5 protein-coding genes are annotated in these 14,928 nt (G+C 37.4%); 4 read left to right on the top strand and 1 reads right to left on the bottom strand.

Features of this window, described 5'->3' with window-relative positions; translation table 11 throughout:
* Positions 1 to 25: 25 nt before the first annotated feature.
* The 4 genes from cmoB to RHO12_02155 all read left to right on the top strand — a co-directional run bounded on the left by cmoB (position 26) and on the right by RHO12_02155 (position 10,335).
* Positions 26 to 994 carry a tRNA 5-methoxyuridine(34)/uridine 5-oxyacetic acid(34) synthase CmoB gene (gene cmoB / locus RHO12_02170; GenBank protein WVD66587.1) on the top strand — a complete coding sequence of 323 codons (969 nt, stop codon included), beginning with the start codon at positions 26 to 28 and terminating at the stop codon, positions 992 to 994.
* A 179-nt stretch (positions 995 to 1,173) separates the two neighbouring features.
* Positions 1,174 to 7,161 (top strand): alpha-2-macroglobulin, encoded by a 5,988-nt coding sequence (locus RHO12_02165; GenBank protein ID WVD66586.1) that lies wholly within the window; start codon positions 1,174 to 1,176, stop codon positions 7,159 to 7,161.
* A 60-nt stretch (positions 7,162 to 7,221) separates the two neighbouring features.
* The gene (gene pbpC, locus RHO12_02160) at positions 7,222 to 9,582 is read left to right on the top strand and encodes a penicillin-binding protein 1C (protein WVD66585.1); all 2,361 of its coding nucleotides are present in this window, start codon (positions 7,222 to 7,224) and stop codon (positions 9,580 to 9,582) included.
* 66 nt (positions 9,583 to 9,648) lie between these two features.
* Positions 9,649 to 10,335: a glutathione S-transferase N-terminal domain-containing protein gene (locus RHO12_02155; GenBank protein WVD66584.1), complete on the top strand. Its 687-nt coding sequence runs from the start codon at positions 9,649 to 9,651 to the stop codon at positions 10,333 to 10,335.
* Between the two features lie 80 nt (positions 10,336 to 10,415).
* On the opposite strand, the gene RHO12_02150 is transcribed toward RHO12_02155, so the two are convergent.
* The gene (locus tag RHO12_02150) at positions 10,416 to 14,846 is read right to left on the bottom strand and encodes an Ig-like domain-containing protein (protein WVD66583.1); all 4,431 of its coding nucleotides are present in this window, start codon (positions 14,844 to 14,846) and stop codon (positions 10,416 to 10,418) included.
* Between the last annotated feature and the right edge of the window lie 82 nt (positions 14,847 to 14,928).

The raw sequence follows: 14,928 nt of genomic DNA, 5'->3' as shown, positions 1-14,928 counted from the left end.
ATTAGTGAGATAAGAAGATATTTATATGATTGATTTTGGTAACTTTTATCAGATTATTGCAAAAAACCAATTAGCCCCATGGTTAGAAACTTTACCCGCCCAATTGTCAAACTGGCAAAAACACAATATTGATATTCGTTTTAATCATTGGATTAATAGCATCGATCACCTACCTGCAATAAGACCAGATATTTTAGATTTATTACATAGTGTGACAGCTAAAAATTTATCGCCATTGTCTGAGGGTGAAAAAAAACGGATTAAACATTTACTGATGTCATTATCCCCTTGGCGTAAAGGTCCTTTTTCACTTTATGATATCAATGTCGATGCAGAGTGGCGTTCTGATTGGAAATGGCAAAGACTTACCCCACATATTAATAATTTAGAAGGTAAGACGGTATTAGATGTAGGCTGTAATAGTGGCTATCATTTATGGCGTATGATTGGCGCTGGAGCAAAATTTGCGGTAGGTATTGACCCTATGGCGCTATTTTTATGCCAGTTTGAGGCCGTAAGAAAACTTCTTGGTTATGATCAACGTGCACATTTAATTCCTGTTGGCATTGAGGATATGCCAAAACTTAATGCGTTTGATACCGTTTTTTCCATGGGTGTGTTATATCATAGACGCTCGCCACTTGATCATCTCTACCAACTAAAAAATCAGCTTACGAGTAATGGCCAATTAGTGCTAGAAACGTTAATTATTGACGGTAAAGAACATCAAGCATTAGTACCTGGTGAACGCTATGCTCAAATGCGGAATGTCTATTTTATTCCCTCAATACCCACTCTGATTAATTGGTTATCTAAATGTGGTTTTAAGAATATTGATGTGGTTGATATTTCTAAAACAAATTTAGAAGAACAGCGTAAAACTGAGTGGATGACATCTGATTCGCTCGTTGATTTTCTTGACCCAAATGATCATACTAAAACTATCGAAGGTTATGCGGCCCCTATTCGCGCGGTTTTTATTGCGTCGCTATGATATTTTTATCTAATTTGGTGAAATTAACCCTAGTTCAAGTATAATGTTGATTGATTAAAAGATGAACATCATACAGGTAAGATTCAAAAGAGGATTCCTTGCATCTAGCAGCAATTATTCTTCATATAATCTTCACTTATCAATAATAAAATGAGTTTAATAATGAGGATGAATTAACAATGGGATTCTTACGTTTACTTCTTCGTATTCCTTTCTATATTTTAAGTATTATTTGTGAAGCGTGCCTCTATTTTGCACTATTTTTATTGGCGCTATTACGAATTATTTTATGGGCGATTAGTCCTATTGTTGGTGATGTTAACTGGTCCACCCCAAAGTGGTATCCTAACGCAAAGCAGTACTACCAAAGCTTAAATGCTAGGCTAACTAAACGTAAAACGCTTATTGGCAGTGTTATTATTATTATGATTATTGCCTATTTTTCAGCTAATTACGCCTATCATTGGTACTTAAATCGCCCACAACCCATTGTTCAAGCTCCAATTGTAATCAACACCTATTATGCCAATTATAATGAACCATACTATAATCATTCCGCATTAGACATCAGTTTTGCTGGTAATAGTCGTTCTCCTGCCCCATTAGCATTAGTTGGCAAACCAATTACTGAAGGGGTATCAATCAGTCCGCATATTGATGGCGTATGGCGCTGGAATAGCGATAATACAATTGAGTTTAAACCAACAGAATCATGGCCGTTAGGTGTAAAATATACGGTTAACTTAGACGCTCAAAAGCTATTCGCTGAAAATAATAAATTGCAAGATGATTCAAGCTATTATACTTTTACAACTCGGGATTTCAGCTACTCGATTAGCAATGAAGAGCTCTATCAAGATCCGACCAACCCTAATAATAAAATGGCTATTTTTACGGTTAATTTTTCGCATCCGATTGATAAACAATCTTTTGAAAATAAAATTAATCTCGCTCTCTACGAAAAAAATAGTGATGCGCGCAAAAAGGATAAATTTGTTAAATCCTATCATTATACAGTTACCTATAATGATAAATTAACCGCAGCTTATATAAAAAGTTCACAATTAGGTTTACCTAACCAAGACAGCTATTTGCTATTATCGATTGAAAAAGGGGTCAATTCATCAGCTGGAGGGTCACCTTCAACGACACTAAATCGTAGCTCCTTATTTATCCCAAGTAAATTCAATTTGAATATTAGCTCATTTGATATCTCATTGGTTGAAGTCAATAACCAAGAAATCCAGCAAGTACTAACAGTATTATTTAATTACAATGTGAATGCAGAGGATCTATCGAAAGTTATTAAAGTTTGGCAACTGCCCGTCAATAAACACAAAGTGTATAGTGAACGTTATTACGATCAGCTCGATAGAACGTATAAAACAAAATTCAACGTTGATCAAAGTGACTTAGCCAAATCCAAACTATTATCACTCAAAGCTATCGATACCGAACAAAACTACCAAAATCAAATTAGCTTTGAATTTAAAGCAGATCAAGATAAAGAACTTTATATTGAAATTAACCAACCTTTAGTGTCAGATGGTGGTTATTATTTGTCGAATCGGTATCATGATGTAAAAAAAGTGCCAATGTACCCAGCTATAATGAACTTTGCCGCTAGCGGCTCACTATTATCGCTAAGTGGTGACAGAAAAATTCCTATTGTTTCACGTAATATGTCTAAATTAAAATTAGAGATTGAGCGCGTTATTCCATCACAATTGCAGCATTTAGTTGCCTTCAATCAAAATAATTTTCAATGGATGGATTTTGGTGATCTTGATAGTGATAACTTTGTTGAAAAATATAGCGTAACCAAATCGATTAATAGCTCTGCGGATTCGATTAAATACAGTGATATTGACCTGAGCCAATACCTGAAAAAAGGGGTCAACGGTGATGAAATTCGAGGGGTATTTTTAGTTAATTTATATGGTAATCATCAAAATAATAAAAAAGAGTCATTTAATCACTTCGCTTCACGTTTTATCATCGTTACCGATCTCGGGATTATTAATAAAAAATCCTTAGATCAATCGCAAGATATTTTTGTACAATCAATCCGTAGCGGAGAGCCAATCAAAAATGCCAAAGTGTCGGTGTTAGGTGTAAATGGCATCGAAATTACCTCACAACTAACTGATGATACTGGCCACGTTCATTTCGCACCATTATCTGATTATTATCAAGGGATCAAACCGTTATATTTCGTGGTTGAAAAAGAACAAGATCTCTCATTTTTACCGATTTCAAGCTATGATCGCCAGCTTAATTTTTCGCGCTTTGATGTCGGTGGGATCTATGAAACCATCGATGGCGGTGAACTGCGTACTCACCTATTCTCTGATCGTGGTGTATACCGACCAGGTGATACATTCAATATTGGTATGATTGTCAGGGCACAAGACTGGTCTAAATCACTTACTGGGATTCGGCTAGAAGCCGATATTTACGATCCTAAGTCAAATCGAGTTAAAACTGAATCGATTGTATTAGATGAATATGGCTTTGAAGAACTCTCTTATAAAACCGACTACAGCTCACCAACCGGTGAATGGTACATTAATTTATATCTAAAAAACCCTAATGAAGATTATCGTACGCTATTAGGTTCAACATCGGTTGTTATACGCGAGTTTGAACCTGATAAAACCGCGGTATCATTAACATTATTGCCTGAAATTAAAGCTGGTTGGGTGCACCCAGATGCGCTATCAGCGAAAGTTAATGCTAAAAACCTATTTGGTACTGCCGCACAAAATCGAGTGGTAAAAAGCCAGTTATACTTAGAGCCCTCAGCGCCTTATTTTAAAAAATATGATAGTTATGCGTTTTACCAAAATATTAATCGCTATCAAAATAGCTTCAATATTGCAATTGAGGAAACGACAACCGATGAAAATGGCGTCGCTGAGTTAACACTACCTATTACTAGTTTTGAAGGCAATTATACCGCTAAACTTTTAACGGAAGTGTTTGAACCTGATAGTGGTCGAAGTGTTTCTGCAACATCAACCATTTTTGTGTCACCAAATGATTATCTAGTGGGCGCTAAAGCCGATGGAAGATTAGATTATATTAAGAAAGATTCAACCCGTACAATTAACCTGATAGCGATAGCCCCTAATCTAGAACAAATATCACTAACTGATCTTACACTCGTTAAGCTAGAACAAAAATATTTATCAGTATTAGTTAAACAACCGTCTGGCGTTTATAAATATGAATCTAAACGTAAAGATATTGTCTTGTCGCAGACTCCATTTAGCATCGATCAGACATCGACTAACTATACGATTAGCGACGAACAACCAGGTAATTACTTATTACAGATTAAAAATAAAAATGGTTATATCATTTACCAAGCGGCCTACTCTGTTGCCGGTACAGCAAATATAACGCGTAATTTAGATCGAAATGCGGAGTTAGAATTAAAAATTAACGATAATCAATATAAAGCCGGTGACGAAATAGAAGTGTCTATTACTGCGCCTTATGTTGGTAGCGGTATTATTACCATTGAGCGTGATAAAGTATATACATGGCAATGGTTTAAAACCACCACAACCAGCTCAGTACAAAAAATTATAGTACCTGAAGGCATTGATGGTAATGCCTATGTTAACGTGCAATTTATCCGTGACCCAAGCTCAGATGAAATTTTCATGAGCCCATTAAGTTACGCCGTCACGCCATTTAAGATCTCTAATGATAAATTTAATGACCATATAACACTCACTGCCCCAGAAAAAATTAAACCTGGCGATACCTTACCGATCACTATTCAAACTAATAGTGAACAACGAGTGGTTATTTTTGCGGTTGATGAAGGTATTTTGCAAGTCTCTGGTTATAAATTAAAAAATCCATTAAATGAATTTCTCCGTAAAAAAGCGTTATCGGTTAAAACATTGCAAATACTCGATTTAATCTTACCAGAGTATAATTTATTATTGAATTTATCGGCAGCTGGCGGAGATGCTGACGAAAAAAGTAATGAACTTGCAGGTCATTTAAACCCATTTAAACGCAAAGTGGATGAACCTGTTGCGTATTGGTCAGGGATTATTGATGTTGATGGTACAAAAACAGTTGATTACCGAGTTCCTGACTATTTTAATGGTAAAATTCGGATTATGGCGGTTTCTGTTGGCCAAGCAACTATGGGAAGCACGCAAACTACAGCTACTGTTCGTAATGATTTTGTACTCAGCCCAAATATTCCTTATTTTGTCGCGCCAAATGACGAATTTGAAATAAGTTTAAGTGTAGCAAATAATTTAGAAGATGCAGAAGATAATGCAATTCCGATTACGGTGACACTTAAAACAACACCACAACTAACAATCGTCGATGACGCGGTGAAAACAATTAACCTTAGTCCGATGAAAGAAGGTACCCTTAAATTCAAACTAAAAGCGACCGATAATTTAGGCAGCGGCGATCTTCATTTTAGCGCAACATACCATGATAAGGTTGTTGAACGCAGTGTCAGTACCTCTGTGCGCCCCGCTTCCCAATATCGACTTCAAACGGTGATGGGAAGAATGGATGGTAGCAAACAACGTTTCTCCGATATTAGAGATATGTATGCCCCATTTAGTCAGCGTGATGCAGCCGTATCGTATTCTCCTTTTATCTTAAGCAAAGGCTTAGCAACTTATCTGGCTAATTACCCTCACTTATGTTCAGAGCAAATATTAAGCCAAGCAATGCCGCTACTGATCGATAGTAAGTACCCTGATTTTGAGTTAGTTAAAAATAATCCAGTCAAATTAGATAGCCTGTTCCAAATGCTGCAAACACGTCAAAATAGTGAAGGTGCAATCGGCTTATGGTATTCTACCTATAGTGTTGATCCGTTTATTACCTTATATGCAGTGAACTTTATGCTTGAAGCAAAAGAGGCGGGTCAATCGATACCAAATAAAATGCTTAACAATGCCAATAGCTATATTAAACAAATCGCGTCATCAACACAAACTGACCAATATGGCTTGCGTTTGCGTGCTTATGCGATCTATCTACTAACTAGGCAAAATCAGGTTACAACCAGTTATTTAGCTTCAATAATGGCTGATCTTAATGATAAAAAACGTAAAGAGTGGCAAACTGATTTAACCGCCCTCTATTTAGCCTCCTCTTACCAGATGCTAAAAATGGATAGAGAAGCCAATAAGCTCTTGGAACCGGTCTGGCAGCAATTATCGAATGCCTATGATAATGCTTGGTGGAATCACAACTATTATGACCCATTAGTGTTAGATGCAGGGAAAATTTATTTAATTGCTAAACATTTTCCTAAGCAGGCGAAGGATATCCCAGCCCAAGCGTTAGAAAATCTGGTATTAATGCTTAATCAAGAGCGCTATACCACTCAATCATCAGCAATAACGTTACTTGCGCTAGATAGCTATTCATCAAGCATTAATACTGATAAACTCAATGCTGATGACTTAACCATTACTAGTGAATCTAATATTGACCAGCAAAATAAGCTACAGACGATTGCGAGATTAAAAGGATTATTAGCCCAAGGCACATTTGTGGCAGATACTCGCACAGTTAGTTTTAATAATAACGCAAATTTGCCAGCGTGGTATTTGATGTCACAGCAAGGTTTTGACAAAACAATACAAAAACAACCGATCACAAAAGGACTTGAAGTATATCGTCAGTATACTGATGAAAAAGGTAACATTATTAATAAAGTTACAATTGGTGATACCGTCAATGTTACCGTCAGGATCAGAACCTTATCCAAACAAGGTGCAACCAATATTGCTATCGTCGACTTATTACCGGGTGGATTTGAAGTTGTTCAACAACCAATAAATAATAGTCAGGATAACAGTCAAGAAGACGAGCAATACGATGGCGAAGATGAGGAAAATTATCCAGAAGATAATGAGTATCACTGGATCTCGCCAATCGCAGTTGGCAATTACACTTGGTACCCTGATTATACTGATGTGAGAGAAGATCGCGTGATTATCTATGGCTCGACAGAAGATGATACAACTCAAACATTTAACTATCAAATTAAGGCCACCAATATAGGTGAATATAGCATACCATCAGCTTATGGTGAAGCTATGTACAATCGGGATATTCAAGCAGTGTCAAAAGGTGGAGAGAAGATCACCGTCTTAGCTAGATGATCGATTTAACAGCACAATAAAGGGTACCTAAGTACCCTTTGATTTATTAGATAAGGTTTTATGTCAATAATTATAAATTTTATTAAACGACGTCAAAATAGTTTGATGGTGTTACTGCTATTCGTTATTGTTGTGTTGGCCGTGCGACTTTACCCTCACCCTCCATTATCTAAACCTTTAAGTTTCTCAAACACCTACTATGATGCTAATAATAAACTACTTAGAATAACCTTAGCAGAAGATGAACGATATCGATTATGGACCCCTCTTGCACAGATATCACCCAATATAATTAATAGCTTACTGCTACATGAAGATCAGTGGTTCTATTATCACCCTGGCTTTAATCCAATTAGTTTAATAAGAGCTTTTTTTGCTACCTATATTGGTAGTGGAAATAGACAAGGTGCATCGACAATAACAATGCAGCTAGCAAGAATGCATTGGAAGCTTAATACTAAAAGTATTGACGGCAAATTAATCCAACTAGTAAGAGCCATACAACTAGAATTAATGTACTCTAAAAATGATATTTTAGAGGCCTATCTTAATTATGCGCCTTTTGGTCGTAATATCGAAAGCGTCGGCGCGGCGTCGTTAATCTATTTTGATAAACCCGCCTCAGCAGTTAATTTGCCCGAAGCTTTAACTCTCACCGTTTTACCGCAATCGCCCACTTTTCGGATCGATAAACAAACGGGTGTCGCTGGTAAGGCCTTAACAAATGCGCGAAACCAATTATTCCAGCGTTGGCAAGAAACCTATCTGGTCGACGATAAGATCGCCGCCCTATTTTACCAACCATTGACTATGCGTCAGCCTGAACAACTGCCTTTTATTGCGCCGCACTTTATTAATCAAATTATTCAACAGCAATTAAGTGAGCGCAATCAATCGAACATTATTACAACGCTAGATAGCAATTTACAAACGATAATTCAAGATCAAGTAAATATCTTTATTGAACGAAATCAGCAAAAAGGTATCCAAAATGCCTCGGTATTATTAGTTGATAGCCAAACAATGGCAGTTAAAGCATTACTTGGATCGGCTGATTATTTTAATAATCAAATACAAGGTCAAGTTAATGGTACGCTAGCCAAAAGATCGCCTGGCTCGACATTAAAACCGTTTATCTATGCATTAGGTATTGACCAAGGCGTTTTGCATCCGATGAGTATATTAAAAGATGTTGAAACTGATTTTGGCTTTTACACCCCTGAAAATTTTGATCGTAATTTTAAAGGTCCTATTTCAGCGACTGAAGCGCTAATTAGAAGCCGTAATATTCCAGCCGTTTTTATTGCGTCCAAACTTAAAACACCCTCATTTTATCAATTTTTGACAGCAGCCAATATTCAAAACTTAGCTAGCGAAGAGCATTATGGTTTAGCCCTAGTACTTGGTGGTGGAGAGGTAACATCACAAGAGTTAGCATCATTATATGCGATGCTTGAAAATCAAGGAAAATGGCAACCACTGCGATTTACCGCTAAGCAAACGAATAATCAATCAACCATTAAACAACTTTTAAGCCCTGAAGCTAGCTTTATGGCTAAAGATATGCTGCGGCAAAATACGCGTAAACAAGATATTTTATTTAAAAAACAAAATACCGCACTCCCCATTTATTTTAAAACTGGCACATCATGGGGATTTCGTGATGCTTGGACGGCTGGAGGTTTTAAACAATATATATTAATCGTCTGGTTGGGTAACTTTGACGGGACGAGCAATAATGCCTTTGTTGGCGCAGATGCCGCAACACCGCTATTTTTTAATATTATTGATGCGATTAATAATTACTACCCAAACACGCAAGCACCACGTAACGAGTTACCTAAAAATATGAAAAAAGTAGATATCTGTTTAACGAGCGGTAATTTGGTCACTAAATGGTGCAAAGTAAAAGGCAAAACATGGTTTATTCCTGGCGTCTCGCCAATTACGGTTGATAATATTTATCGCCCAATAATGGTCGATAATAAAACGGGTGCGGTTGCCTGCCCACCATATAACCCTCAAACATCACATGTTGAAGTATTTGAATATTGGCCATCTGACTTAGCCAAAATTTTTGCTAAAGCAGGTGTACCCAAAAAGTCGCCTCCTGATAGTTCGCATTGTTTATCACCACAAAACTATTTAGGTCAGTCACCCAACATAACCTCACCATTAAAAAATGTGGTCTATCAGTTTAGAATCAATAACCAAAACAATGAACGTATTAGCTTGAATGCCAATGTTGATGGCGAAGTTAAACAGGTATACTGGTTTATTGATAATCAATTTATTGGTAATAGCCCGCAAAACCAACCCTTAGAATGGTTACCAAATAAAAGCGGTTTATTTAGACTCTTAGTTGTTGATGATTTAGGCCGCAGTGACTCACGAGCCGTTAAAGTTGAGTTATTGGAATAACACCTCTTATAGACAATAATTTTGCTATACTATTTCAGTATAACTCACCTAAACATAGGATTTAAAATGAAGCCGATCCTCTATATTGGTAATAAAAACTACTCTTCATGGTCAATGCGTCCTTGGTTAATACTAAAGCATTTCGATATTGAATTTGATGAACAACTCGTTCGATTTGACAACTTTACCAATGATTCAATTTTTAAGCACACAATCCTAGCAATTAACCCTTATGGCACCGTACCAGTTTTAGTCGATAATGATATTACAATCACCGACTCTTTAGCAATTTGTGAATATTTGGCCGAAAAACATAATGACTTAACCCTGTGGCCTAAAAATACCAAACAGCGAGCAATAGCAAGAAATATCGTTGCTAAAATGCACAATGGTTATTCACAGATTCGGACTCATTTATTAATGAATATCGAAGCATCGTTACCGGAAGTCGGCCAAATTATTCTGCGTGATCACCTTAATGTTAAAAGTGAAATTGAATTTTTTGATCAACATATATCGTCAATTTTGATGCAGTCGAATGGCCAATATTTATTTGGTGATTTTACTATTGCTGATGCTTTTTATGCCCCTATGTGTTTAAGGTTAAAAACGTATCAAATTGCAACATCAGACATTTTAAATAATTACATTAATACTATCTGCCAAACTAAAGCGGTGGCAAAGTGGATATCAGATGCCCTTGCAGAAAAAGATTTTATCCCTTTTGACGAACCTTACCGATTTGCTCGATAAATAGTTTAAGCGCCCGTGATGGGCGCTTATTCAAAATATCTATAATAATACTTAATTAAATATAAATACGTATCTAAATCCTATGGCTTAATATATGGGCTAAAATAGGTTTTAATTGTGCCTTTAAATGAACCATAAGTTGCTGTTATAGGGATATAACCTGATTTATTACTCGTCAGATTTACTGTTACAATACCATCTTGATCAGTTAAACCTATTTCACCAAAGGTTACATCATCAGCAGTAAAATTAACTTTTTCTCCCGCTATTGGATTATCGTTACCGTCGAGTAGCATAAAGATAATTTTATTAGTACTGATCCCATCAGCCAATGCACCATCTTTTTCCATAGCAAACGTTAAATAATTTGATATCGTGCTAGTATCTGCAATAAAACTAACTTTTACCTCTTGTTTAGATTCGCCAATAAACGCAGTAATTAGATAATCGCCTGCAATGTGACTAGTTAACATCACAATCACCTCTCCATTTTCATCGGTTAAATCTATTTTGTCAAAATCAAAGATCATATGCGTATCTAAACTAATGCCTTGGTTAGCGAGTGGATGACCTTCTGCATCAGTCACTTTAACTTTGACACTATTCGTGCTTACACCATCTGCTACCGCACCATTACTTATAACGGTTAAGTTTCCGCTATCAATTTGAGCACTCTTGCTATCAGCACTAAAAGTTACGTTGATTTCCTCACTCGTTGTTTGGCCCTCTTGGTTTGTGAGAGAGACCTTAACTGTCGAATTCGTTATCGATGTGTTTGTTAATGTCACATATGTATGACCATAATTGTCAGTTGGTTCAATAGCACTTACAACAGTACCGTTATCAGCGATTACGTTAACAACTTGCCCCTCTAACCACTTATTATCCGCATTAGTTACTGTTATTGTTACTACAATAGAACTGATACCATCTGCAATTGCGTTCCTATTTACTGCATAAATATCATCAATTTTAGCTGTACGGTTATTTATGGTAAAGTTAACATTAATACGCTCTTCTAATTCACCCATACTAGCAATAATTTCATGCCCACCAGAGTGACTACTAGTTAAAGTAATAATCACCTCACCATTGTCATCCGTTGGATTAATGTTACCAAAAACAAGGTTATTTTTCTGATAAAAATCTAAAGGAGATGATTTCAACTTAATTTTTTTCCCTTTCAATGGAAAACCATTGGCATCAAGTACTTTAACTTTAATACTGTTAGTGCTTACGCTATCTGCTACTGCATCATTTTTGATAAGTGAAAGAGAAATATTGCTAATATTAGTAATAGCACTATCTTCAACAAAATTAACTATCGTTGTTTGTTTAGATCCGCCAACGATAGCGGTCACTACGCTCTCTCCAGCATTCATACTGGTTAGCGTTGCAGTCGCTTCACCATTTATATCCGTCAAATCAACATCATTTACGATAGCATCGTTATTAGCGGTCAAATAAACAACTTCTCCCGCTAATGGATTACCGTCTTTATCGATTACTTTGACTTTAACACGGTTAGAACTTATACCATCGGCGATCGCGCCGTCATCTATAACCGTAAAATTATTGTTATCAATCTGAGCACCCTTATCATGCCCTATAAAATAAACGCTAGTTTTTTGGCTACTCTCTTCTCTGGAGCTAGGATTTATATATGTTGCCGTAACCGTGCTTGTGCCTATTATTTTTTTCGTCAATGTGACAATCACCTCACCATTTTGATCAGTAAAATCAATCGGACCCACGATGGCACCGTTATCCGCCGTTAAGGCAATTAATACTCCTTCCACCGGCTCGCCATCTTTATTAGTCAATTTTACTTTAACGCTATTGGTGCTTACTCCATCTGCTAAGGCCCCATTAGTTATCACATTTAGTGAGTCAGCCTTAATTTCAACTTTACTTCTATCCGACCAGAATTTAAGCAATACTGTCTTTTGTGATTTACCTACTGATAGGGTCGTAATTGTATCACCAGGTTTTTTATTAGTTACACGTATACTTAACTCCCCAGCTTCATTAGCAAAACCAGAATACTCAACTATTGCCCCATTATTCGCAGTTACATTAACCGCAGTACCGCCAATTGGATTGCCGTTAGCATCAACAATTTTTGCAGTTATATGGTGCGAGTCGATTCCATTAGGTTTTGGAAAGGAATCCCAACTGGAAGATAATGACTCGTCATCGAAGTGCGCGGTACTGCTATCGGCAATAAAATCAACTGTGAACGCTTGTGTAGAATCATCTATTCTCGCCTTAATATTACTTGAGCCAGATTTAATACTGCTTAGCGTCACAACCACTTCACCATTAACATCGGTTGGGCTGATTGTACCTACCACCGCACTATTATCAGCTGTTAAGCTGATTACTCTACCTGCTAAGCCATTACCCTCAGTATCGGTGACCTTGACTTTAACTTTATTTGTATTTACTCCATCAGCGACCGCATGATTAGTTTCTACGCTAATCGCACCATCGGCAATCTGCGCTGGAACACGGTTGATCGTAAAGTCAACTGCAAAAACCTGTTTAAACTCACCAATCGCTGCCGTAACATTACTCAAGCCGGGCTTGGTGCTACTAATTGTGGCAATCACTTCACCGTTAGGATCTGTCGGCTTAACTGGCGCAACCACAGCGTCATTATCCGCCGTGATATCAACAAGTTGATCTGCGATACCATTATCATTCGCATCGGTGACTCTGATTTTTAGGCGGTAGGTCTCCACTCCATTAGCAATGGTACTATCGCCAATGGTCGTGATGTTATTTTCACTGATTTGTGCATAACGGCTATCGGCGATAAATGAAATATCACTGCTAGTTGGCTCTCGCCCATCAATTGAGCTATTTAATCGGTAATTACCCGCTTTAACACTGGTAATAGGAAAAGAGATATACCCTTTGCTGTCGGTTATTCGTGTTAAGGTTGCCTCGTCCTTGCCATCAAGTTTAACGCCACTGACTTTTTTACCATCGTAACTCTCTAAGCTAAAATCAACCGCAACATCCGCTAATGCCTGCCCACTCGAGGTATCTTTTACCTGTAAGGTCACGATCCCAGCTATTTCACCATCAGCAACAATATCCGAGCTTGGTGAAATATCGATACTGGCAATCGTTTCATTACCCGCCGCGGGTGTGACCGTAATATGGGTGGTAGCCATATTTGAGCGATTACCCTTGATATCCACCGCTACCGCCGTAACTTCATAACGATTGCTATCCAACGAGTCGGTTGCATCATAAAACGGCATCGTAATTGTGGCCAAATAAGGAGAAGAGCTAGTCGATACTAATGTCCCGCCCTTCGCGGTTAGTGATGAGGCTGACCACTCAATATGATCGACTTGATACTCATTTTTGCTGATCGTTGGCTGCAAGTGTGCTGGTTCATTTGCCCGCATGACTAACGCTTTTGGTAACGAAAGTCTTAATAAGGCTTGCTTTTGGTATTGCATTACAATGGCATTATTTCTATCGACGAAATTATAACGCGAACCTTTGAGTGTCCTCATTTCTGCAACAAATTGACTATCGAGTTGCAGATTTAACGGCACACCTAAGCGGTAATTTAATTCAAAGGCGCCGATTGTTTCATTAACGTCGCCCATCGTTTGGTTTAGCTTAAATGATACTAAAGGCACCGGCGTATACGATAAGCCGACACGGTAAGCTTCTGGATCATCTTTTAGGTTACTTAGTGAGTTTGACCTCTTAAGGTTAATATTTTCACCAAAATATTTTTCATATTGTAAATTGGCGCCGATATTAGGGTAAATAGGTAAAAACCCTTCCGCCCTTATATCAAACCCATTGGCTGGCCTTTCATCATAGCTGGCAAAGTTAGCTAATTTTGATTGACGCCAATCCGTTAAACGAAAATAACCATTGGTTGCAAGTTTGACATAATTAGCGCCAAGCTCTAAACCCGCTCCCCATCGCGCATTATTGTTATTTAAATCTCGGTCATAAAAACTATTGAATCCCCACATCCACTCATCAGCAAAGTGTCGATAGCCTAATCCGACGTTTAGCGTTTTTCTATTTTCATCCTCTCGACTGAGTCGAGATTGAGAAAAAATTAAATGACGACTATTTTCAAATAACGGCAATAACAGTTCAGCACTAAAGGCCCTGTTATCAATTTGAATACGACTATTACCATATTGATTAAGCCAGCTTTGCATTTGACCGCTTAAATAGCCATACGCTGAGTTTTCTAGCCAATTCTTAGCGGTATCATGACGATTATCACCCGACATAATCTGACCGGTTTGCGATAGAGCCGAGGCAAACTGGTCTTCACTTGAAAAATGGCTATCAAATTTTGACCCGCTCGCTAATTCGGGTAAACGACTTTTAACCTTTGACAGTGCGGCATGATTTTTGGTGGCCTCTGCATCCAACTCGATGGCAGACGAGACAGAGCTCGCACTAACAAATAAGGGAAATAGGATTTGTATGGCTAATACAATCTTGGTTATAACTCGCATTTTTATACTTTTACCGTTACTAAAATATCAAACCGCTCAATATAGTAAATAAAACAATAAAATTCAATACTTAATTATTTTT

The sequence above is a fragment of the Orbaceae bacterium lpD02 genome (assembly GCA_036251875.1).
GTDB lineage: Bacteria > Pseudomonadota > Gammaproteobacteria > Enterobacterales > Orbaceae > Orbus > Orbus sturtevantii.
Note: the sequence above shows the minus strand (reverse complement) of the source record. Positions and strands in the feature narration are given on the sequence as shown.

What these genes read in the sequence shown, in the direction of transcription:
- cmoB (WVD66587.1), top strand. Translation starts at nt 26, where the DNA reads ATGATTGATTTTGGTAACTTTTATCAGATTATTGCAAAAAACCAATTA.
- RHO12_02165 (WVD66586.1), top strand. Translation starts at nt 1,174, where the DNA reads ATGGGATTCTTACGTTTACTTCTTCGTATTCCTTTCTATATTTTAAGT.
- pbpC (WVD66585.1), top strand. Translation starts at nt 7,222, where the DNA reads ATGTCAATAATTATAAATTTTATTAAACGACGTCAAAATAGTTTGATG.
- RHO12_02155 (WVD66584.1), top strand. Translation starts at nt 9,649, where the DNA reads ATGAAGCCGATCCTCTATATTGGTAATAAAAACTACTCTTCATGGTCA.
- RHO12_02150 (WVD66583.1), bottom strand. Translation starts at nt 14,846, where the DNA reads ATGCGAGTTATAACCAAGATTGTATTAGCCATACAAATCCTATTTCCC.